The organism is Ensifer sp. 22460, from assembly GCF_052044935.1.
GTDB lineage: Bacteria > Pseudomonadota > Alphaproteobacteria > Rhizobiales > Rhizobiaceae > Ensifer.
This window is the reverse complement of sequence record NZ_JBQENZ010000010.1, coordinates 133037-154240: the sequence shown is the minus strand read 5'-3', so window position 1 is coordinate 154240 and position 21204 is coordinate 133037. Positions and strand designations below refer to the sequence as shown.

Here is a 21204-nt window from a genome sequence, read left to right as displayed (position 1 = left end):
CGAGCAAAGAGAATGGTCGGCGTCGCCCTTACGGCCGCGCGCCAGGCTTTGCCGTGCCCGAAACAGGAGGAATGTATGAGCAAGTCCTATATCGGCGGATGCGCCTGCGGTGCGATCCGCTACGAAATCTCCGGAGAACCGGTTTTCTCCAACGACTGCCAGTGCCGCGACTGCCAGCACGAGAGCGGAACCGGACATGGATCGCATATGACGTTCCGCCGCGACGGCGTGAAGCTCGAAGGCGAAGCCACGCACTGGGACATGGTCGCCGATAGCGGCCATGTGAAAACGCGCGGCTTCTGTCCCACCTGCGGCTCGCCCGTCTACATGACCTTTTCGGCCATGCCGGAGTTCTTCAGCGTGCGCGCGGCAAGCCTCGACGATCCCAGCCGCTACAAGCCTCAGGTCGTGACCTACGGCATACGCGGGCATGACTGGGACCATCTCGATCCGGCACTGACCAAATTCGAGAAGATGCCGCCGGCGTAGGACAGCCAATCGAAGGTTTCGCAGGGCGGGCCATGGAGTGCCCGCCCACACCCATCTGGTCGCTACCCCGGTGGGAACGAGAACAAGACCGCACATCGTTCGGCGAAGGCGAACAATAACTCCGCTTTTCGGCTACTAGTTCGAACAACGGCCCAATGTCATCTTCTGCTTATCGAAACGCCTTTTGGCACATACCGACAAACAGGAGAGACAGAATGCTCCGTTCCCTCATTGCCAGCGCAGCCATCGCCCTTGCCGCCCCGGCCCTGGCCGACGTTCAGGCCTATCCGGCGACCTTCACCACCCAGGACATCGCCACCAACGGCACCACCCTTCACGTCCGCATCGGCGGGTCCGGGCCAACCGTCGTGCTGCTGCACGGCTATGGCGAGACCGGCGACATGTGGGCGCCGCTTGCCGCCGAGCTTGCCCGCGACCACCGCGTCATCGTGCCCGACCTCAGGGGCATGGGGCTCTCTGAGAAACCGGCAACCGGCTACGACAAGAAGAACGAAGCAAAAGATATCGCCGGCGTGCTCGACGCCTTGAAGGCGGAAAAGGTCGACGTTGTCGCGCACGACATCGGCAACATGGTCGGCTACCAATTTGCCGCGCAGTACCCGTCCCGGACGACAAAACTTGTGCTCATGGATGCGCCGCTTCCCGGCATCGGCCCTTGGGAAGAGATCCTCAAGAACCCGCTGCTCTGGCACTTCCGTTTTGGCGGGCCTGACATGGAGCGCCTGGTTGCCGGCCGCGAGCGCATCTATCTCGATCGCTTCTGGAACGAATTCTCCGCCGACCCGAAGAAGTGGGACGAAGCATCGCGCGAACACTACGCCAAGCTCTATGCCCAGCCGGGGGCGATGCGCGCCGGTTTCGCCCAGTTCGCAGCCTTCGACCAGGACGCGACCGACAACCAGGCCCTCCTGAAGCAGGGCAAACTCGGCATGCCGGTTCTGGCCGTTGGCGGCGAAAAATCCTTCGGCCCCACGATGGCCGTCGTTGCCAGCGCGGCTGCCGAAAACGTCACGGGCGTGGTCATTCCGGCATCCGGCCACTGGCTGATGGAGGAGCAACCGGAAGCCACGGTGAAAGCGATCCGCAGCTTCCTCGACGCCGAGTAGCCGGAGCGCCTGAAGCCAGCCAGCATTGCCGATCGAGATCGCCGCGCGTCCTCTCCGACGCGCGGCATTGCTGCACTTTGCCGCTCGCCGGAGCGCGCTGAAGCCTCAAGCGGGCGGAATGAAAGGTTGGCTGATCGTCTGGAACACGGGGAGCGCTTCCAGCTTCTGCGCATGTGCCTGCAGATGAGGGTAGTTCGAGATCGCCACAAGATCGGTATGCACGTCGTTAAGGAACCGCAGGACGACCGCAACGGCGATATCGACATGACCGATGCGCTCCGAGAACCAGTATTCGCTCTGGCCTTGCGCACGGCTCGCCTCGAGCACGCCGAGCGTTTCCTCGATCTGGCGGCGGCAGCGATCGACCCAGAGCGCCGAGACTTCGCCATGCAGGCGTTTCTCGTAGAAAAGACTGACCGCCTTGTCGCCAAGGCCGGTCGCGAGCGTGGCGACCCGGAGTGCCCGATGTCGTGCCGGCTCGGTTCGCGGGAACATGACCTGATCGTCGGAAACGAGGCTATCGAGATAGTCGAGGATGATGTGGCTGTCGGTGAGCGCCAGCCCATCGTCCAGCACCAGGGTCGGCACGCGCGTCAGCGGATTGTGGGCTCGAATCTCGTCGGCGTTGCCGAAGGACGACCAGGGGCGGTGTTCGAAGGGGATACCGTAGAGCGTGAGCGCGATGCCCACGCGACGAACGAACGGAGAGTCGTATTGGCCGATCAGGATCATTTTGCCGTCTCCTGCCTGTGCCGCTGCATGTTTCCTTTAATCGTCGCCGATTATAAGGACAAAAACATGCAGCACTTCAAAGTGCTACAGCGACCTTTGCGCGTCTCATAAGACGCGCGGCGCTGTAGCGGTTTCTGGGAACAATAGGCCTTCCCCGGAGGTCAAAGCCAGAGCGACTTCGGCGCAACCCGATTCCGCACCCCAGTTCTTAGCGACTTGCGGAGCGCCGTTGGAATGCCGATAAGCGCCACCAACAAAACGATACGGGAGGAGCCCATGGACATTTCCGAAATCATCATCGCCGGCGATACGTCCGGCATCGAATGGCGCCTGCCTGTCTACCGCTTCAAGGGCAGGAATGCCGCGGCACCGAAGACCTATATCCAGGCGGCGCTGCACGCCAACGAGTTGCCGGGCACCGCGCTGGCGCATTTCCTGCTCGAAAAGCTGCAGCAGGCAGAAAAAGACGGCGCCATCCTCGGCGACATCACAGTCGTGCCGCAGGCAAATCCGATCGGCACGGCGCAATCGCATTTCGGCGAGTTGCAGGGCCGCTTCGACCTCGGCTCACGCACCAACTTCAACCGCGATTTCCCGCTGATCTCGCTTGCCGACCGGGACTACCTCATCGAGGATCTCGATCGTTATTCGGCGACCGACCGGCTAAAGCGCCAGCTGCTGCATATGGCGCTCGGCGCCGACCTGATGCTCGACCTTCACTGCGACGACGAGGCGCTGCAATACGCCTATATCGACGATGCCTTCTGGCCGGAGGCGGGCGACCTCGCTTCTGCGCTCGACATGGAAGCGGTCTTCCTCTCGGACGGCGAAAGTTCCGCCTTCGAGGAGGCTGTCGCCTATGCCTGGAAATATGAGACCGGGCAGAAGAAGGCGCGTGTGCCGGGACGTCTCTCGGTCACCGTCGAGCTTCGCGGCACGCGCGACGTTTATCCGGAGCTTGCCCGTAAGGACGCAGAGGGTGTCTTCCGCTTCCTCGTCGCCCGTGGCGTCGTTACCGGTGACGAAGAGGCGATCGCGCCGTTCGCCGGCATCGTCGCCCCCCTCGACAACATCGAGATGATCCGCGCGCCGGAGGCGGGCGCCATCCTGTTTCATCGCGACATCGGCGAAAGCGTGAAGGCGGGCGACCTGCTCGCCACCATTCTCGCGCGGCCGGGCCAGGCCGGCGGGACCGTCGACGTGCACGCGCCGCAGGATGGGCTGATCGTCACCCGCGTCTCGACCCGCCTTGCACGCCGACGTTCGGACCTGATGAAGATCGCCTGCGCTCAGCCCTCTAACGCCGCGCGCAAGCCGGGACCACTCGAAGCCTAAGCAATCCCGAGGAAGCGCGAAGCCGTCCCCAATCGCCTCATTCAGCGGCCGTCACCCAAGGTGGCGGCTGTCATCTTTGGGCTATCGAGAAGGATGGTCGAGCGCAGCGTCTTGATCTCTGCAATCTGTTCGAACTCGCTCCAGAGCAGGCGCTTGTAGTCGGCGACGTCGCGCACGGCGATCTTCAGGAGAAAATCGAAGTCGCCGGCGACCGTGTGGCATTCCACCACCTCAGGCATGCGCGAAACCAACTCGATGAAACGGTGACCGACCTTGCTTGCGGTGCGCTCCAGCGTCACTTCGACGAACGCCTGGAAACCGACACCGGCAGCCTTCGGATCGACCACGACCTGCTGGCGGATGACGCCCGTCGCATAGAGCCTGGCGAGGCGGCGCGACAGCGGCGCCGGCGAGAGACCGACCCGGGCCGCGAGCTCGTTGTTGCTCAACGACGCATCCTCGACGAGCAGACGGATGATGCGTCGGTCAACCTGATCCAGTTCCATCACCACCTTTTCAACCATCACCAAGCTCCAACGCGCAAATCAGCAAATCAATTGCAGAGTTTTGCGCAAATAGCACGCTGTCGATATTGCTTCTGCGGCAAAAATCGCATCGATTTTGCGCTGATCCTGACTTAAGAAGGAAGCCGCAGGGCAAGCCGGAGGAACGGCGGCCGGCAGGCATTCTCGACCGATAACGCATCGCTGCCATTCAAGGGGGATTTTCCGGCATGTTCGACGCACTGACCCGCCAACCCGACGATCCGTTGCTGGCCCTGATCGGGCTCTACCGCAAGGACGAACGCCCCGGAAAGGTCGATCTCGGCGTCGGCGTCTACCGCGACGAAACCGGCCACACGCCGATCTTCCGCGCCGTCAAGGCGGCCGAGAAGCGGTTGCTCGAAACCCAGGACAGCAAGGCCTATGTCGGCCCGGAAGGCGACCTCGTCTTCATAGATCATCTCTGGACGCTGGTCGGCGGCGATACCATCGATCGCAGCCACATTGCCGGCGTGCAGACGCCGGGGGGTTCCGGCGCTCTCAGGCTCGCGGCCGACCTCATCCATCAGATGGGCGGCAAGCGCATCTGGATCGGCCTGCCGAGCTGGCCGAACCATGCGAGCATCTTCAAGACGGCCGGCCTTGAACCCGCCGGCTACCCGTTCTTCGATGTACCAACACAGACGGTGCTCTTCGACAACATGATCACCGCGCTGCAGGGAGCCTCTGCCGGCGACGCCGTATTGCTGCATGCGAGCTGCCACAACCCGAGCGGCGGCGTGATTACCGAAGCACAGTGGATGGAGCTTGCCGCCGTCATCGCCGAGCGCGGCCTACTGCCGCTCGTCGATCTCGCCTATCAGGGGTTCGGCCGTGGCCTCGACGAGGATGTCGCCGGCCTTCGCCACCTGATCGGCGTCGTGCCCGAGGCGCTGGTTGCCGTCTCCTGCTCCAAGTCCTTCGGCCTCTATCGCGAGCGCGCCGGCGCGATCTTCGCGGTGACGACCTCGTCCTCCTCGGCCGATACGGTCCGCTCCAACCTCGCCGGCCTCGCGCGCACCAGCTATTCGATGCCGCCGGATCATGGCGCCGCCATCGTGCGTTTGATCCTTTCCGACGCCGACCTTAAGCGCGACTGGAAGGAAGAACTCGAAACCATGCGGTTGCGTATCACCAACATCCGACGGGCGCTGGCCGAGGGCCTGCGCGATCGCTGGCAGGCGCTCGGCGCCGTCGCCAGCCAGGAAGGCATGTTCTCGCTGCTGCCACTCGCAGAGGCCGATGTGATGCGGCTCCGGAACGAGCACGGCATCTACATGCCCGGCTCCGGCCGCATCAACATCGCCGGCCTGAAGACGGCCGAAGTCGAGGGCGTCATCGCCAAGTTCAAAAGCCTCTGAGGATAAGATGGCCGAGCGCAGCATCGACGTGTCCGAAGCCCCGGTAGAACGCCATCGCCTCTATGAGGATGCGCTGGCGATTCTCATGGGCACGCTGATCATGTCGCTCGGCGTCATCATCTACAGCAAGGCGATGCTCTTGACCGGCAGCACATCGGGCCTGGCGCTGCTTTTGCAGTATGCAACCGGGGCCGAGTTCTGGCTGGTCTTCTCCCTCGTCAACCTGCCCTTCTACGTCCTGGCGGTCAAACGGCTCGGCTGGATGTTTGCACTGCGCACCTTCATCGCCGTCAGCCTCGTCTCGCTGTTTTCGCGGCTGACGGCCGGGTGGGTTGAGATCGCCCGGCTCGATCCCATCTATGCGGCGGTTGTCGGCGGCGGACTGATGGGCACGGGCCTGCTCATCCTCTTCCGCCATCGCACCGGGCTCGGCGGCATCAACATCGTAGCGATCTATCTCCAGGAAAAGTTCGGCGTCCGCGCCGGTTACTTCCAGCTCGCGGTCGATCTCGCCATCCTTGCCGCCGCCTACTTCGTGCTGCCGCCCGCAAACCTCGTGCTTTCGGTCGTGGGTGCAGCCGTCGTCAACATGACGCTCGCGATCAACCACAGGCCCGGCCGCTATGCCGGCGTGACCTGAAGCAAGGTCGGCGTCTTCCCTCGGGCTCGCCGGGACGCTATCACTCCTGCCACGCTTTGAAATTGTGCGATTCCGGATGGTTTCCCGGAGTTGCTCACGACGATGTTGGGGCATGGAATGACGGTTACGATCTACGGCATCAAGAACTGCGACACGATGAAGAAAGCGCGCACCTGGCTCGAAGGCCGGGGCATTGACTATCGCTTTCACGACTACAAGGCCGAGGGGATCGACCGCCCGCACCTCGAACGCTGGTGCAAGGAAGCCGGGTGGGAAACGGTGTTGAACCGCGCCGGCACGACCTTCCGCAAGCTCGACGACGCCGACAAACAAGACCTTGACCAGGAAAAGGCAATTGCGCTGATGCTGACGCAACCCTCGATGATCAAGCGCCCGGTGCTCGAGGCCGACGGCAATCTCTTGATCGGCTTCAAGCCTGACCTCTACGAGGCAGCGCTGTAGCGCCTGAGCCGGAGCCAAACGATGTCGAAGACCACGCGCGCCACGCAAATGCTTTCGAAGGCCGGCGTCGCCTTCAGCGTGCACAGCTACGACTACGATCCCAATGCCGAGCGCGTCGGCCTGCAGGCGGCCGAAGCGCTCGGCGAAGATCCGAGCCGGGTGCTGAAGACCCTGATGGCCGAGGTCGACGGGAAACCAGTCTGCTGCGTCGTGCCCTCCGACCGCGAAGTCAGCATGAAGAAGCTCGCCAGCGCTTTTGGCGGCAAGTCGGCCGCCATGATGAAGCCGGCCGATGCCGAGCGGCTGACCGGCTACCATGTCGGCGGCATCAGCCCGTTCGGCCAGAAAAAGCTCGTGCCGACGGCGATCGAGGAGGCCGCGCTTGCCGAGACGCAGGTCTATATCAATGGCGGCCAGCGCGGGCTGCAGGTGCGGCTCGCGCCGCACGACGCACAGGCCGCACTGAAGGCGATCGCGGCACCGCTGATCGCCTGAAACGCCCGCCATCAAAATATCGCAGATGCCTTATACGTGCCGCAGAAGCGGGATGAAACTGTGCAACTTTCGCATGCACGTCCGCTCACGAACGGCGTCGGGTCTGTCTCATGGCATCTGCAGGGTTTCTCACCGCGAAGCGTCTTTTGAAACGCCTCGTCGTCGTCACGGGTGCGCTTGGTGCAGCCTTGGCGCTCTATCTCGTCGGCCTGCAATGGACCGGCAACTTCCACACGCTCGTCGCTGGTGAGGTCTATCGTTCGGCGCAGCCAAGCCCTGAGGCGATCGCCGCCTATTCCAAGGGCTACGGTATCCGCACCATTCTCAACCTGCGTGGCGAGAAACCGGACGAGCGCTGGTACCGCGACGAGGTTGCCGCCGCCGAGCGTAACGGTATCCGGCTCATCAACTTTCCCATGTCCGCCTCGGCAGAGATCGACCGCAACGAAACCGACGCGCTGATGGCGATCCTCCGGGATGCGCCGAAACCGCTCTTGATCCACTGCAAGGCCGGCGCCGACCGCACCGGGCTCGTCTCTACGATCTACCTGCAACAGATCGCCGGCGTCGACGAGGAGACGGCCGAGTGGCAGCTTTCGCCGCTCTACGGCCATGTCGCGCTCCCCTATCTCTCCGGCACCTTCGCCATGGACGAAACCTGGGAAGCCCTCGAAAAATCCTTCGGACTGAATAGCTGAGGACGAAGGCGTCATAGATTGGCGCTTGCTGCCCCATGCCCCTCATCCGGCCTGCCGGCCACCTTCTCCCCGCAGGCGGGGCGAAGGAGACTCGCGGCAACCGCTCACCACAGCAAGCATCTCCCTCGATTTCCTCCTCACAGTGTCTCCGTTCGACAGCGTTGCGGCGGGGCACGTCCCCTCTCCGCCTGCGGGGAGAGGGGTAGGGTGAGGGGCAAACTTGCGCACAGGCGGCAGTCCGATTACCTGGCATTGCGAAGACGCGAAGCCGTTGCACGCTTGAAACGCCCTACCTGAGCTTCGCCAGCAGCGTCGCCAGTTGCCGCGACTCCGCTTCGGTCAGTCTGGCGCCGACATGGGCCTCGATCGATGCGCCATATGTCTGCCACATGCGCTCCCGCATCACCCGGCCCGCCTGCGTGATCACCACCCATTGGCCGCGTCCGTCGGCGTCGAAGGCTTCGCGGCAAACGAGGCCTTCCTTGACCAGCCGATCGATCAGGCGCGAGAGGTTGTATTGCGCAAGCAGCGTGCGGGCTTCGAGGTCGAAGGGACGCAGCCGGCCACCTTCCGCTTGCACCAGCTCCCACAACACGTCGTACCAGCCGAGCGGCGGCAAGCCTGAAGCCTTGAAATCGGCCTCAATCCGCGCAAGCACGCGCTCGCGCGCGCGCATCAACCCGATCCAGGCTTCCGTGGTTTCCGGTCGGGGACGCTTTCCGTCGTTTCTTGTCTCAGTGGTCATAGATGCAATTACATCCATCTTGAAAATCGAAGCAAGCCCACATACATGCAAATGCATCTACTTGCTTCAACCGGGAGACTGCCATGCTTACCCTCGTCAGCCACCATCTCTGCCCCTATGTGCAGCGCGCCTCGATTGCGCTGGATGAAAAAGGCGTCCGTTTCGAACGGACCTATATCGACCTCAAGGCCAAGCCCGACTGGTTCCTGAAGATCTCGCCGCTCGGCAAGGTGCCGCTGCTGCAGGTGCCGCAGAAGGGCAATGAAGCCGTGCTGTTCGAAAGCTCCGTCATTGCCGAGTATGTGGAGGAAACCCAATCGGGGGCCAAGCTGCACCCTGAAGACGCGTTGGAGCGCGCCCGGCATCGCGGCTGGATGGAGTTTGGTTCGTCGATCCTTTCGGATCTCTGGGGCTTCGAGACTGCCAAGGACCAGGAAACCTACGAGCAGAAGCGCAAGGCGCTCGCCAGCAAGTTTGCGACCGTTGAAGCGGCGCTCAACGACGGCCCTTATTTCGCCGGCGCCGGCTTTTCACTGGTCGATGCGGTCTTCGCGCCGATCTTCCGCTATTTCGATCTTTTCGACACACTCGCCGATCACGGCATCTTCGACGGGCTCGATCGTATCAGCGCCTGGCGCAAGGCGCTTGCCGAACGGCCGAGCGTCAAGGCGGCGGTAACGGCCGATTACAGCGAGCGGCTGATGGCCTTCCTCAGGGATCACGACGCCTATCTGCTGCGTGCCCGGCAGGCGTAAGGCGGCGGCGCGAGGTCACGTCAGTCCTTCATGCTCCCGCTCCAGCGGCCTGGATCCTTCTCATTGGTTCATTGAAACATCGAATTGACCCAACGCCTTGAAAGCAAGCTATTGCGGACGGAAAAGCGTTTCACACTTTTCCTGGAATTGCTCTAAGACGGTGACCAAGCCGTGTTGAGAGGAGCGCATCGTGGCGGACATGACCTCGACCTTGACGATCCTGGAGCCCTATCCCGGCCTCTACGCCTATTATGACGGGCGCGTCGCCGGGGTGAGGCTCTACTCGGAGGCCCCGAACTGGCTCGACGACGGTGCCTATGAACTGGGCGTCACCTCCTATGCCATCGTCGGCGGCCACGAGGCGCTGGTCTATGACACGCATATCTCGCTCGACCATGCCCGGGCGATCCGCAATCACCTCGAAAGCCTCGGCGTCACCTCGATCCGCGTGGTGCTCAGCCATTGGCACAAGGACCATGTCGCCGGAAACGCTGTCTTTGCTGATTGCGAGATCATCGCGCTGAAGCTGACGGCGGAGAGACTTCACGAAAACCGCGAAAAGATCGAAACAGCGACGCCGCCGATCCGGCCCCTCGTCATGCCGAGCCGGATGTTCGAGGGGACGCTCGCGCTCACCGTCGGCGAACGTCGGGTGGAGTTGCATCACTTCGCCATCCACAGCGCCGACGGCAACGTCATCTGGCTGCCCGAGGAAAAGCTGCTGCTCGCCGGCGATACGCTCGAGGATACAACGACCTATATCAGCGAGGCTGACCAGACGGCGACGCATGTCGCCGAACTCGTGCGCCTGCGGCACTGGCCGATCGAAAGGATCCTGCCTGCTCACGGCGACCGCATGCGCATCGCCGCGGGCGGCTACGGGCCGGAATTCATCGATGCCAATCGCCTCTACATCGAACGGCTGACCGATGCGATCGCGGCCGGCACCCCTATCGGCACGCTCAAGGATTTCGCCGCCGAGGAGATCGCCTCAGGCGCGATCCTCCATTTCGAACCCTACGAGGCGGTGCACCGGAGCAATGTCGAACGGATGCAGGCCGCTCTCAGGACGGATTAAGTTGGGATCGCATGATGACCACCAACCTTCATTTTCGCCGCAAAGCGCTCTAAATCTTCTTCTTCCGATTCAATAGACAGGCAGATCATGACCTATCCCGCCAATACGCCCACTCCCATCGATCCGGTGAAACTCGACAAGCTTGCGGAAGTCGCGATCCAGGTCGGCCTGCAGCTCCAGCGCGGCCAGGACCTGGTGATGACCGCGCCGGTGGCGGCAATGCCACTCGTCCGCCTCATCACCAAGCACGCCTACAAGGCGGGTGCCGGACTGGTGACGACGCTCTACTCCGATGAAGACACGACGCTTTCGCGCTATGCCTACGCTCCCGACGAAAGCTTCGACCGGGCGAGCGACTGGCTCTTCGACGGCATGGCCAAGGCCTTTGCCGGCGGTGCGGCGCGCCTCGCAATCTCCGGCGACAATCCGATGATGCTGTCGGCGCAGGACCCGGCCAAGGTCGCGCGCGCCAACAAGGCGAACTCGATCGCCTACAAGCCGGCGCTCGAAAAGATCTCGAACTTCGACATCAACTGGAACATCGTTTCCTACCCGAACCCATCCTGGGCAAAGCTCGTCTTCCCGAACGATCCGGAAGACGTTGCCGTCGAGAAGCTTGCGAACGCCATTTTCGCCGCCTCGCGCGTCGATGTCGCCGATCCGGTTGCGGCCTGGAAAGAGCACAATGCCAATCTTGCCCGGCGCTCGGCCTGGCTGAATGGCGAGCGTTTCGCAGCACTGCACTTCACCGGCCCCGGCACCGACCTGACCGTGGGCTTGGCCGATGGTCATCTGTGGTGCGGCGGCGCGTCGGAAGCCAAGAACGGCGTTACCTGCAACCCGAACATCCCGACCGAAGAAGTGTTCACGACGCCGCATGCGCTGCGCGTCGAGGGCCATGTCTCCTCGACCAAGCCGCTGTCGCACCAGGGAACGCTGATCGACAATATCCAGGTGCGCTTCGAAGGCGGCCGGATCGTCGAAGCGAAGGCCTCGCGCGGTGAGGAAGTGCTGAACAAGGTGCTCGACACAGATGAGGGTGCACGCCGGCTTGGCGAAGTGGCGCTGGTGCCGCATTCCTCGCCGATCTCGGCAAGCGGTATCCTCTTCTACAACACGCTGTTCGATGAAAACGCCTCCTGCCACATCGCGCTCGGCCAGTGCTATTCCGGCTGCTTCGTCGACGATGCCAAGCTGACGCCGGAACAGATCCGCGCCCAGGGCGGCAATTCAAGCTTGATCCATATCGACTGGATGATCGGCTCGGGTGAGGTGGACATCGACGGCGTGCGCGCCGACGGCAGCCGCGTTCCGGTCATGCGGAAGGGCGAGTGGGCCTGATCACGGCTTCTCCCCCGACTCGGGCATTCTGAAAGTTTCGGTGGCCGTCGCTAAAAATGCGGCGGCCTTTCCTTTGGAGAGTTGACCCCGTCAGCCGTTGGCAACGCGTTTCAGACGCGGCATCTCCGCCGACTGGTAGAGCGACAGCACGTGGCCATCTGGATCGGCGAATTCCGCCGACCAGCCGCCTGGCGCGTGGCTCACCGGCGTGACGATCGTGGTGCCCTTTTCGGCAAGTCCACCGACCACATCGTCGATGCCACCCTCGGCGAGATCGAAGACGACGATCGGTGAATTGCCGGGCTTGCTTTCGGCGACAAAGAAGATCAGCTCGACATTGCTTTCGATGGTGGCCATCAGCCAGACGCCGGCTTCATCGTCATCCATCCGCTGCACCTCAAGACCAAGCACATCGCGATAGAAGGCTTCCGTCCGGATGATATCAGAGACGTAGTAGCAGATGGCTCCGATACGTGGTTTCGACAGCATTGGTTGCTCCCTTTCTGTTGGTTACACCGGCTTGTTGCCGCCGGCCGCCGTTTCGTGAGACGCACGCAAAGAAAAATTGACCGCGAAGAGGTGACCATCGGGATCGTGGCTAGCAAAGGCGGCACGGCCGCTGCGCGTCACCGGCAGGAGCGCCTGGCGGATGCGGCCGCTATCCAGCGGATAACGCAGCCCGGTCAGTTCCAGATTGGTCTCGAGGTGGCCGGCATCGCGCCAGGCTCGGCGCAGCAGCAGGATGCGCTGACGCAGCGCCTCGTCGGAAATCTTGAGGAGATGGCGGATCTCCAGTCGGTTATGACCGGCAATGGCGAGCAGCATCACGATCCTGAGACTGGGCGCGAGCGTGGCCGCAAAGCTTAGAGGATCGCTCGACGCCGCCGCGCCCTGCGTTTCCGGCTCAGGCGCCTGTCGCTCGCGCCGAAGACGACGAGCGGCCGTGCGCGCCTGCATCGCGGCGAGCTTGCGAATGACACCGCGGAACCAGGCGCGATCACCAACGTGGGGAAGCGCTTTGCCTTGAGCGCCACGATCAACGCTTCATGCAGCAAATCCTCCGCTTCGGCCGCACGGCGGGTCTGGCGCTTGGCGAAGCGGAGGAGATCGAAATAGTGCGCCGGCGTCAGGTGCTCGGTCATCAGGGCTCAGGGATTGAGGTTCCCGGCAATGTGAAGCGCTTGCCCTATGGTTGCAAGACCACGCTCAGGCGCGGGCCGGTCGTACCTTCGGCATCAATTGTGCGCGCTGGCTGAGCCAGACACTGGCGAAGACGACGAGGATACCGAGGGCCTGGACCGACGTCAGATGCTCGCCAAGCACGCCCCAGCCGAGCAGGATGGCAACGACCGGGCTCAGGAAGCCGAGCGGCGATACGGCTGACGGTTCGAGGCGCGACAGGCCGCGGAACCAGAGCAGATAGGTGAAGGCGGCGCCGATCAGGCCGAGATAGGCAAGCCCGAGGACGTTGGCCGTGGTCAGCGGCGGTAGCGACGGCTCGAAGAACAGCGCCACCGGCACGAGAAGCAGGCCGCCCGCCGCCAATTGCCAGGCGGTGAAGGTGAGCGGCGGCACCGGTGGCGCCCAATGACGGCTCAGCACCGTGCCAAAGGCCATGGAGACGGCACCGGCGAGGCCAGCAAGAACGCCGAGCGGATCGAGCACGGCGCCGGGCGTCAGCACCAGGAGGGCGACGCCGGCAATGCCGGCCAGACCGGCAACAACGCTGAGTACGCGGATCGGCGACCCCAGGAAGACGCGCGACAGCAGTATGACGATCAGCGGCTGGACGGCGCCGACGGTTGCGGCAACGCCCCCGGGAAGGCGGTAAGCCGAGACGAACAGCATGGCCCAGAAGAAGGAGAAGTTCAGCGCACCCAGCACGAACGTCCGGAGCCACCAGATGCCTTCAGGCAGGCGCCGGACGAAGAGCAGCAATAGAAGCCCGGCTGGCAGCGCGCGCAGCATCGCGACGGTCAGCGGATAGCCTGATGGCAGGAACTCTGTGGTGACGAGGTAGGTGCTGCCCCAGATGGCCGGCGCGATTGCAGTCAAGGCGAGATCGACGTTACGGTTCGTGCTCATATCTTTATCTCAAGAATCTCTACATCAAGATAAATTGAGACTACCATAGTTTATCTCTACGTCAAGATACCCTATAGCTGGCAAAACAGTGGAGACCTCGGATGGATCGTGTCGACAGGATATTGGCCCAATGGCACCGGGAACGGCCGGATCTCGACGTGTCGGCCATGGGCCTGCTCGGTCGCCTCTCGCGGCTTTCGACCCATGTCGCCCGGGAGATCGAGAAAAGCTTTTCCGAACGCGGCCTCAGCGCGTCGAGCTTCGACGTGCTGGCGACGCTGCGCCGCTCCGGCGCACCCTACCGGCTCTCGCCCGGCGAACTTCTGGATACGACCATGGTCAGCTCCGGCACGATGACCAACCGCATCGACCAGCTGGAGAAGGCGGGACTGGTCGAGAGGATCGCCAATCCCGAGGACAGGCGCAGCGTCATCATCGCACTGACGGAAGAAGGGTTGCGCCGTGTCGATGAGGCGGCAACCGCCCATGTGGCGAACCAGCATCGCGTTGTTTCCGAGCTCTCGCCGGAGGAGCGCGCGGCGCTCGACGGGTTGCTACGCAAATATCTTGCTGCCTTCGAGTAGCCGCGGCTAGATACGGGCGACGAGCCGGCGCACACGCGCCAGATGCGCCTTGCGTTTGGCGTCAGTCGCCCTGTCCATGTCGTGCAGGCTGAGCATGCGGAAATTCAGCCCCTTGGCACAGAAGGCGGCGATGCCACGCTTCAACAACCGCTTCACCGGATTGCCCATATAGAGGTGCACCACCCACCAGGGCGAGCCGGTCGTGGTCAGCGCCCAGAAGACTTTGATGTTGTGAAGGCGCGGGATGATGCGGCCACCGGCTGGGTCATTGTCGAAGGCGACGCCCGGTGCGAAGACCCGGTCGAAGAACCCCTTGAGGATCGCCGGGAAATTGAACCACCATTGCGGAAAGACAAGGACCAGGCCATCGGCTGCCTGCAGCCGCTTTATCCAGTCGGCGGCTGCCGATCGATCATAGGCGTCGGTGAAATAGCTGCCTCGCTCCGCCATGCTCAGGCGCGGATCGAAATCCTCGCGATAGAGATCGAGCAGGTCGACGGAATGGCCGCTCGCCTCCAAAGCAGCACGCGCTTCACGCGCCACGTTCGCGGCAAAACTGTCTTCGAGCGGGTGAGCAAGCACGAGCAGAATATGCATCTGTTGTTCCTCATTCGTAGGCTGGGGCCGAAAACGAAGGCAAGCTTTTGCCCGGCTAACGAGGCGGAACGGCCTTTTTCGATCGAGCCTTGAGAGCGAGTTCATCGAAGACGGATGGCGACCGGCGCAACGTCCAGGCGGAGATGAGCTTAGCCGCGTTGTCTTCGGCCGCGTCTCGCGAATGAAGCTGAAGGTCGTAGCGCTGCCCCTCATGAATGCGGTGAAAGTCGTCTGCGGCGCTGCCAATTGGCCGATCGGACCGAAGCGTTTCTCGTCGCACGAGTTCCGCAAGCTCACAGTGAAGCGCGACAAAGTAGACATCGAAGGGTTCGAACATCACCGCCAAATCAGCCGCCCAGCCGGGCTCCTCGAGAATATGCTCCAGCAGGAGACTGTTGCCGGCCGAAGCATAGGCAACCAGCGAGCGATGGAACCCTTCGAAGAAACGGGCACGATGGTCCCTCCAGCGAAAATCTCCGCGCCGAAATCTTTCCATCGGCAGCATGCCCGAGTCGCGCAGATGGTCGATCGAGACGTGCCAGAACGGTTCGCCGATCTGCGCCTGGACCGCGCGCGCCAGCGTGGATTTGCCGCTGCTGGAGGCACCATGGATGAAGATGATCTTGGCTCGTTCGACCATATCCGACTCAATCTCCGAGGGAGCGAACGCTGGCGTTATGCCACCTCCGTGACAGCAGGATGAAACGCGCTAGAGCGTCCTTTGTNAACGCACAAAGGACGCTCTAGAACAGGCTACCCTGCTTTGGCGGGTCTGCCGCCGGCTCCGTGGGCTTCTGCTGCTTCTTGCGCGGCGCCGACGGCGGAGAAACCGGTTCGCTCTCCCCCTCGCCCGCAATCGCCGAAACGCGGCCATCGGCGAATTCCAGGCTGAGTGCCATGCCGGCGGAGACGGCCGCCGCTTGGCGCACAGGACCGCCATCGGCATCGCGAACCAGCGCGAAACCGCGCTGCAGGACGTTGCGATAGGAGAGCGACTGCAGGATGCGATCCTGGGCGACGATGACGCTGCGAAGGCGGCGCACGTCGGCGCGCACGGCAACGTCGGACCGGGCGGCAAGGCCTCCGACGCGATCGGAGGCGCGATGGATCTGGCCGATGAGGCGTGAGGGCAGCGCGCGCAGCGCAGCATCCGCCGCCTGGACCCGCGCCTCGCCGCGATGCACCTGCCGCTCGACGATGCGCTCGGCCTTGTTCATGGCATCGACCAGACGCTGGCGGCGCTCCGAGAACTTGCCTTTGAGAAGATCGGCACGCAGCTCAGACGAGACGCGCTCGAACTGGCGGCGCTTGTTGGCGGTGTTCATCTGCAGGCCACGCCCGAGGCCGAGGGCGGCCTCGTCGAAGCGGCGGCGCGGGAGCGCCAGAAGCTGATCGAGAGACGGCAGGGCACGTGCCAGTGAACGCACCGCCTGGCGGCGATTGTCCATCTGCCGCCCGACCGCAGCCTTGAGGCGCGCCGAGAGGCCGGAGACCCCGGCTTCGAGATCGGCCTTGACCGGTACCGCCATTTCCGCCGCACCCGTCGGCGTCGGCGCCCGCTGGTCGGCGGCATGATCGATCAGCGTCCAGTCGGTCTCGTGACCCACGGCGGAAATCAGCGGGATCTCGGAAGCCGCCGCAGCCCGGACCACCGCCTCGTCATTGAAGCCCCAGAGGTCCTCAAGGCTGCCACCGCCGCGGGCAACGATCAGCACGTCTGGCCGGGCGATCGGCCCACCGGGCGCGATGTCGTTGAAGCCGCGGATCGCCGCCGCCACCTCGTCGCCAGAGCCGTCGCCCTGGACGCGCACCGGCCAGACGACGACATGCACGGGGAAACGGTCGGCAATGCGGTGCAGGATATCGCGAATGACAGCGCCTGTTGGCGAAGTGACGACGCCGATCACCTTGGGCATATAGGGCAACGGCCGCTTGAGGCCGGCATCAAACAACCCTTCCGCAGCCAGCTTGCGCTTGCGTTCTTCGAGGAGCGCCATCAACGCGCCGGCACCGGCCGGCTCCATCGTTTCGATGACGATCTGGTATTTCGACGAACCCGGGAAAGTCGTGACCTTGCCGGTCGCGATCACTTCCATGCCCTCTTCCGGGCGGAAGCGCAGGCGCGAGAAAGTACCCTTCCAGATCACCGCATCGATGCGCGCCCGGTCGTCCTTGAGCGCGAAATAGGCATGGCCCGACGAGTGCGGGCCGCGATAGCCCGAGATCTCGCCGCGCACGCGCACCTGGTCGAAGGCCTGCTCGACCGTTCGCTTGATCGAGCCCGAAAGCTCGGACACCGAATATTCGGTGAGGTTGCTCGGAGAATCGCTGTCGAAGAAAGAAGCCATAGCTTCTTTTACCGCACCCTTCGCCGAAGGCCAGCACATCCGTTGCGCTTTCCAACGCCCCAAGCGGCCGACGCCGCTTACGGTTTCAGCGCATAGAGGCGAATGGGCGAGCCCTCGGAAACCGGCAAGGGCGAAAGGAACGCCGGCACACGCCCGGCGGCAAGCTCAGCATAGAAGCCTTGTGGCGCCCGCGCGGCGATCATTCGCGCCTGCACGTCCGCAGCGCAGAAGGCCAGGACCGGATGTCCGAGCTGGCGCAACATGACCGCCGCGTCCTCGGCCGGTGCCAGACCGATCTTCAGCTCCATGAGCATGCCGGCGGCATTGCGATGGTAGGGTGCGCTCAGCACGCGGTGCTGGGTGCGGCGAAGCAGGGTTGCACCGATATCCGATGGCCCGACAATGAACGACGGCGGCAAGCCTTCCAGATCGGTCAGCGATGACGTTGTCAGGCACGCCTTACCGTTCGAGGTTGCGGTTTCACCCGCCACAACTCCTCCGATTCCCTTGTCGACAAGAACCCCGGCAATGGCCCAAACCGCTGGAACCGAAATGAGAAGCGTGCCGACATAGAGCAGAGACGCGCCCACGCCTGCCGTTCCGCCGTTTGAGCGGGCACGCAGATTCGAGAGCAGCAACGCGATCGGTACGATCGCCAGGAGATTGGAAAAGGCCATTCCGCGTACCTGGATGAGCGCAATCATCAGGCTCGAAGACACAAGCGCGAAGAGGATGAGGTTGAGATCGACCCTGTCGCGACGCCAGATGCGCCAGGCACAGAGAAGCGCGGCAAAGGCACCGGTGAAGTAGTAGGCGCCGATGCTCGCGGGTTCCCCCGTTGCAACGGCTGCGAAAGAGCGCGCTTCGGTGACGTTGTCGAGCCACAGCTCGCGGAGCAACGGGTCAAGCGCTGCCAAGGGATTGCCCAGGCATTGCGGCGCCACCCACAGTGCCACGACAATGACCCCCAGGCCGCAAGCGCCAAGGGCAAAACACCGCACGACAGTCGACCGACGGCTTAGCGTGGCGGCGGCAAGCGCCAGCAGGCCGCCTCCGGTCAGCGCCAGCGAGTAGAAGGCGATCGAGAGGTTGTCGCAGGTTGCGGCCAGGTAGAGGCGCGGCGGTACCGTCACGAAGAAGAAGAGGCTCAGGCTTGCAGCGAGCGAAAGGCCAAAGGCAACGGTAGCCTGCGAAGCCTGTCGGCCGACCCAAACCCACTGGCAGGCAACGACCGCGCAGACCACAGCCACAAACGGCGTCGTTTCCGCACCAATGGCAATCGCCAGCGCCGCCGCCAATCCTGCAATGGCGTAGCTCGACGCGCGAAACTCTCGATCGACCAGCGTTGCTGCCATGGCTGCGACGAGTACCAACTGCACGTTGTGGTGATCGATCGAGCCGCCAAGGAAGCGATTGGTGGTGACGATGAAGATCGTGGTGAGTCCCAGGCAGAAATGCATCGCCGCCACGCCACCGGCACGACGGCCGGCCAGGCCCATGGCCGCCAGCAACGGGATCGCAAGCGAAATCGGCCAGAACCCCAAGGCCAATGTTTCAGCCTGCACCGTCCCGACGAACGGCCTGAAGACGGAAATGAGTGCGGCGATCGGCAGGTCGATGAGGCGTGACCAGTGCATCAGCGTGCCGCCTTCTAGGCCGAGGCGGGCTTGCGTCAGGTCGAACCAGCTCTGGCCACCGAGGAGATCGCGTACCTGAACCAGACGCATGACATCATCATTGTCGCGGCCAACATAGTCGGACGCCATCAGGTACCGGGCGACAAGGACGAGGATGGTGGGAGCGCCGTAGACGAACACCATCGAACGCAGGCTCGACCAGAACGGCCTCGGCGCGTTCTTCGAAATCGCCTCGGAAAGCGTCGCCGTCCCGTTCGCCATGGATCCTCGCCCGTCTCGATCACATCGCAACCTAACGACGAGCGCTCAAAAAAGCGTAAAGCCCGCGACAATTGGGGGAGCCTGCGCGCACGGACGTGGCCCTTGGCGTCTTGTTAACACCCTGATGCCTATGATGGCGCCGATCCAACATGAGCCGAGCCACCCGGATGTTCGACCGTTTCAACATCGCCGTTCTGCTGCCTTGCTACAACGAAGCGTCGACCATCGGGCAAGTGGTTCAGGGCTTCCAGGCGGCGCTGCCGTCAGCGCACATCTATGTCTACGACAACAATTCGACGGACGGCACGGCCCTGAAGGCCATGCTTGCCGGTGCGACCGTCGTGCGCGAGCGCCGGCAGGGCAAGGGGCACGTGGTGCGCCGGATGCTCGCCGATATCGATGCCGACATCTATGTCATGGCCGACGGCGACAGCACCTATTGCCCGACGGATGCGGAAGATCTGATCCGCACCTTGATCACAGAGCGCACCGACATGGTCGTCGGGACCCGGCGCGGCGTCCACAACGACGCGGGCAGACAGGGTCATGCGCTCGGCAACAGGCTCTTCAACCTTCTCTACCGATCGATGTTCGGTACGGATTTCAACGACATCTTCTCCGGCTACCGGGTCTTCTCGCGGCGGTTCGCCAAGAGCTTCCCTGCCATTTCCAACGGCTTCGAAATCGAGACGGAGATGTCCGTCCATGCCTCGCGGCTGAAACTGCCTGTCGCAGAGCTTGAACTGGACTATGGCCGGCGACCCGACGGTTCCCATTCCAAGCTATCGACATACAAGGACGGCGCCAAGATCCTCTGGACCTTCGCAATGCTCATGAAAGAAACGCGGCCTTTCACGTTCTTCGGACTCATTGGCATGGCTTTCCTCTCGACGAGCGTCGGTTTCATGATGCCGGTGTTGCTCGAATATTTCGCCACCGGGCTCGTGCCGCGCATGCCGACCTGGGTCTTCGCGCTGGCCATGCTGATGGTGTCGATCATCATGTTCACGGCGGGCCTGATCCTCGATTCCGTCTCACGGGCCCGGACCGAGCAGCTTCGCCTTCACTATATCGCAACCGCCGCACGGGCCGCTCCCCTCGACAGCGCGAAGGGCGGCCTCGGTTTGTCCCAGACCGAGGATTTGGCGATCGGAACGCAGGCACGGATCGTTCGGGAACGTCACGGATGAACCGGGAAACAACCAACCGCATACGCTTCATCATCGAAGACGTCATACCGCCGATCCTCAGGGATTCGCGCCTGTTCAAGGGCATGGCGAGCCTCGCCTGGGGCAAGCACATCGCGCATCTCGCGGAGTTTCGCGCACGGGCGCCGTTCCTGTCGGCACGCGAATACGAAGACCTCTATCGGCGCCATCCGAGGGTTCACGAGGGAACGGACAATTCCGAAGCCTGCGTACGCAAGATCGCCGCAAGCATCGCCGGCGACAGCGTCTGCGACGTCGGCTGCGGAACCGGCGTTCTGTTGAAACGGATCCGCGCTGCCAATCCCGAGGTCAAGCGCCTGACAGGCGTCGACTTCGCCATCGACGACGCGGCCCGGATCGAGGGCGTGGAATATCACGCGGCGATGATCGAGGACCTGCCATTTGCGGATGGCGAGTTCGACACCGTCGTCTGCACCCATGTCATCGAACATATCCTCGACTATCGCAAAGCGATCTCCGAACTTCGACGGATTGCCCGCCGGCGCCTGATCATTGTCGTGCCACGCGAGCGCGAGTATCGCTACACCTTCAATCCGCACTTCAATTTCTTCCCCTATACCCACTCCTTCCTTCGCGCGGTGCATCCGGTGCCAGCCGAGCACGAGTGCATCGATATCGGCCGCGACATCTACTATCGCGAAGACAAAGCTCTGGCGGTGTGAG

General features: G+C 63.2%; 25 protein-coding genes. 14 read left to right on the top strand and 11 right to left on the bottom strand.

Going from position 1 to position 21204, the window contains the following annotated elements; translation table 11 throughout:
* Positions 1-75: 75 nt before the first annotated feature.
* Positions 76-489, top strand: a complete 414-nt coding sequence (locus tag ACTJKM_RS15115) for a GFA family protein (protein ID WP_058326238.1) — start codon at positions 76-78, stop codon at positions 487-489.
* 215 nt (positions 490-704) lie between these two features.
* Positions 705-1616: an alpha/beta fold hydrolase gene (locus ACTJKM_RS15110; protein WP_058326237.1), complete on the top strand. Its 912-nt coding sequence runs from the start codon at positions 705-707 to the stop codon at positions 1614-1616.
* Between the two features lie 105 nt (positions 1617-1721).
* Here ACTJKM_RS15110 and ACTJKM_RS15105 read toward each other — a convergent pair whose 3' ends face one another.
* Positions 1722-2348, bottom strand: a complete 627-nt coding sequence (locus tag ACTJKM_RS15105; RefSeq protein ID WP_058326236.1) for a glutathione S-transferase family protein — start codon at positions 2346-2348, stop codon at positions 1722-1724.
* Between the two features lie 276 nt (positions 2349-2624).
* Here ACTJKM_RS15105 and ACTJKM_RS15100 point away from each other — a divergent pair, with 276 nt between their 5' ends.
* Positions 2625-3683 (top strand): succinylglutamate desuccinylase/aspartoacylase family protein, encoded by a 1059-nt coding sequence (locus tag ACTJKM_RS15100; protein ID WP_058324574.1) that lies wholly within the window; start codon positions 2625-2627, stop codon positions 3681-3683.
* Between the two features lie 41 nt (positions 3684-3724).
* Here ACTJKM_RS15100 and ACTJKM_RS15095 read toward each other — a convergent pair whose 3' ends face one another.
* Positions 3725-4207, bottom strand: a complete 483-nt coding sequence (locus tag ACTJKM_RS15095; RefSeq protein WP_058326235.1) for an Lrp/AsnC family transcriptional regulator — start codon at positions 4205-4207, stop codon at positions 3725-3727.
* 209 nt (positions 4208-4416) lie between these two features.
* On the opposite strand from ACTJKM_RS15095, the gene tatA reads away from it, so the two are divergent.
* The 5 genes from tatA to ACTJKM_RS15070 all read left to right on the top strand — a co-directional run bounded on the left by tatA (position 4417) and on the right by ACTJKM_RS15070 (position 7881).
* The gene (tatA, locus tag ACTJKM_RS15090; protein WP_058326234.1) at positions 4417-5586 is read left to right on the top strand and encodes a tyrosine aminotransferase; all 1170 of its coding nucleotides are present in this window, start codon (positions 4417-4419) and stop codon (positions 5584-5586) included.
* A gap of 7 nt (positions 5587-5593) precedes the next feature.
* A complete protein-coding gene (locus tag ACTJKM_RS15085; RefSeq protein WP_058326233.1) occupies positions 5594-6226 on the top strand; it encodes a YitT family protein in 633 nt (210 codons plus the stop codon).
* Between the two features lie 117 nt (positions 6227-6343).
* Positions 6344-6688 carry an ArsC family reductase gene (locus ACTJKM_RS15080; protein ID WP_058326267.1) on the top strand — a complete coding sequence of 115 codons (345 nt, stop codon included), beginning with the start codon at positions 6344-6346 and terminating at the stop codon, positions 6686-6688.
* Positions 6689-6709: 21 nt separating this feature from the next.
* Entirely contained in the window at positions 6710-7183 is a 474-nt protein-coding gene (ybaK, locus tag ACTJKM_RS15075; RefSeq protein ID WP_058326232.1) for a Cys-tRNA(Pro) deacylase, read from the top strand.
* 110 nt (positions 7184-7293) lie between these two features.
* Entirely contained in the window at positions 7294-7881 is a 588-nt protein-coding gene (locus tag ACTJKM_RS15070; protein WP_082641181.1) for a dual specificity protein phosphatase family protein, read from the top strand.
* A 289-nt stretch (positions 7882-8170) separates the two neighbouring features.
* Here ACTJKM_RS15070 and ACTJKM_RS15065 read toward each other — a convergent pair whose 3' ends face one another.
* On the bottom strand, positions 8171-8626 hold the full coding sequence (locus tag ACTJKM_RS15065) for a MarR family winged helix-turn-helix transcriptional regulator (protein ID WP_058326231.1): 456 nt from the start codon (positions 8624-8626) through the stop codon (positions 8171-8173).
* A gap of 83 nt (positions 8627-8709) precedes the next feature.
* Between ACTJKM_RS15065 and ACTJKM_RS15060 the strand changes: the two genes are divergently transcribed.
* The 3 genes from ACTJKM_RS15060 to ACTJKM_RS15050 all read left to right on the top strand — a co-directional run bounded on the left by ACTJKM_RS15060 (position 8710) and on the right by ACTJKM_RS15050 (position 11800).
* Positions 8710-9381, top strand: coding sequence for a glutathione S-transferase family protein (locus tag ACTJKM_RS15060; RefSeq protein ID WP_058326230.1), 672 nt, complete (start codon positions 8710-8712; stop codon positions 9379-9381).
* A gap of 199 nt (positions 9382-9580) precedes the next feature.
* Positions 9581-10459, top strand: coding sequence for an MBL fold metallo-hydrolase (locus tag ACTJKM_RS15055; protein ID WP_058326229.1), 879 nt, complete (start codon positions 9581-9583; stop codon positions 10457-10459).
* A gap of 87 nt (positions 10460-10546) precedes the next feature.
* Complete coding sequence (locus tag ACTJKM_RS15050; protein WP_057247889.1) at positions 10547-11800, top strand: aminopeptidase; 1254 nt, start codon at positions 10547-10549, stop codon at positions 11798-11800.
* A 90-nt stretch (positions 11801-11890) separates the two neighbouring features.
* Here ACTJKM_RS15050 and ACTJKM_RS15045 read toward each other — a convergent pair whose 3' ends face one another.
* The 4 genes from ACTJKM_RS15045 to ACTJKM_RS15030 form a co-directional block, all read right to left on the bottom strand.
* Positions 11891-12289, bottom strand: coding sequence for a VOC family protein (locus ACTJKM_RS15045; RefSeq protein WP_057247888.1), 399 nt, complete (start codon positions 12287-12289; stop codon positions 11891-11893).
* 21 nt (positions 12290-12310) lie between these two features.
* Positions 12311-12625: a hypothetical protein gene (locus ACTJKM_RS15040; protein ID WP_244495500.1), complete on the bottom strand. Its 315-nt coding sequence runs from the start codon at positions 12623-12625 to the stop codon at positions 12311-12313.
* Between the two features lie 38 nt (positions 12626-12663).
* Entirely contained in the window at positions 12664-12942 is a 279-nt protein-coding gene (locus ACTJKM_RS15035) for a sigma factor (protein WP_244495499.1), read from the bottom strand.
* 64 nt (positions 12943-13006) lie between these two features.
* Entirely contained in the window at positions 13007-13885 is an 879-nt protein-coding gene (locus ACTJKM_RS15030) for an EamA family transporter (protein WP_058326228.1), read from the bottom strand.
* 101 nt (positions 13886-13986) lie between these two features.
* On the opposite strand from ACTJKM_RS15030, the gene ACTJKM_RS15025 reads away from it, so the two are divergent.
* Entirely contained in the window at positions 13987-14469 is a 483-nt protein-coding gene (locus ACTJKM_RS15025; RefSeq protein ID WP_058324561.1) for a MarR family winged helix-turn-helix transcriptional regulator, read from the top strand.
* A gap of 6 nt (positions 14470-14475) precedes the next feature.
* Here ACTJKM_RS15025 and ACTJKM_RS15020 read toward each other — a convergent pair whose 3' ends face one another.
* The 4 genes from ACTJKM_RS15020 to ACTJKM_RS15005 all read right to left on the bottom strand — a co-directional run bounded on the left by ACTJKM_RS15020 (position 14476) and on the right by ACTJKM_RS15005 (position 19312).
* Positions 14476-15066 (bottom strand): NAD(P)H-dependent oxidoreductase, encoded by a 591-nt coding sequence (locus ACTJKM_RS15020; protein WP_058324560.1) that lies wholly within the window; start codon positions 15064-15066, stop codon positions 14476-14478.
* 55 nt (positions 15067-15121) lie between these two features.
* Positions 15122-15706 carry a chloramphenicol phosphotransferase CPT family protein gene (locus ACTJKM_RS15015; protein ID WP_063891538.1) on the bottom strand — a complete coding sequence of 195 codons (585 nt, stop codon included), beginning with the start codon at positions 15704-15706 and terminating at the stop codon, positions 15122-15124.
* A gap of 103 nt (positions 15707-15809) precedes the next feature.
* Positions 15810-17414 carry an exodeoxyribonuclease VII large subunit gene (gene xseA / locus ACTJKM_RS15010; RefSeq protein ID WP_440660552.1) on the bottom strand — a complete coding sequence of 535 codons (1605 nt, stop codon included), beginning with the start codon at positions 17412-17414 and terminating at the stop codon, positions 15810-15812.
* Between the two features lie 77 nt (positions 17415-17491).
* A complete protein-coding gene (locus ACTJKM_RS15005) occupies positions 17492-19312 on the bottom strand; it encodes a hypothetical protein (protein WP_082663435.1) in 1821 nt (606 codons plus the stop codon).
* A gap of 149 nt (positions 19313-19461) precedes the next feature.
* On the opposite strand from ACTJKM_RS15005, the gene ACTJKM_RS15000 reads away from it, so the two are divergent.
* Together ACTJKM_RS15000 and ACTJKM_RS14995 are read left to right on the top strand one after the other, a co-directional pair.
* A complete protein-coding gene (locus ACTJKM_RS15000; RefSeq protein ID WP_082663434.1) occupies positions 19462-20502 on the top strand; it encodes a glycosyltransferase family 2 protein in 1041 nt (346 codons plus the stop codon).
* Positions 20499-21203, top strand: a complete 705-nt coding sequence (locus ACTJKM_RS14995) for a class I SAM-dependent methyltransferase (RefSeq protein WP_057247883.1) — start codon at positions 20499-20501, stop codon at positions 21201-21203. The genes ACTJKM_RS15000 and ACTJKM_RS14995 overlap by 4 nt, the downstream gene beginning before the upstream one ends.
* The last annotated feature ends 1 nt before the right edge of the window (position 21204 follow it).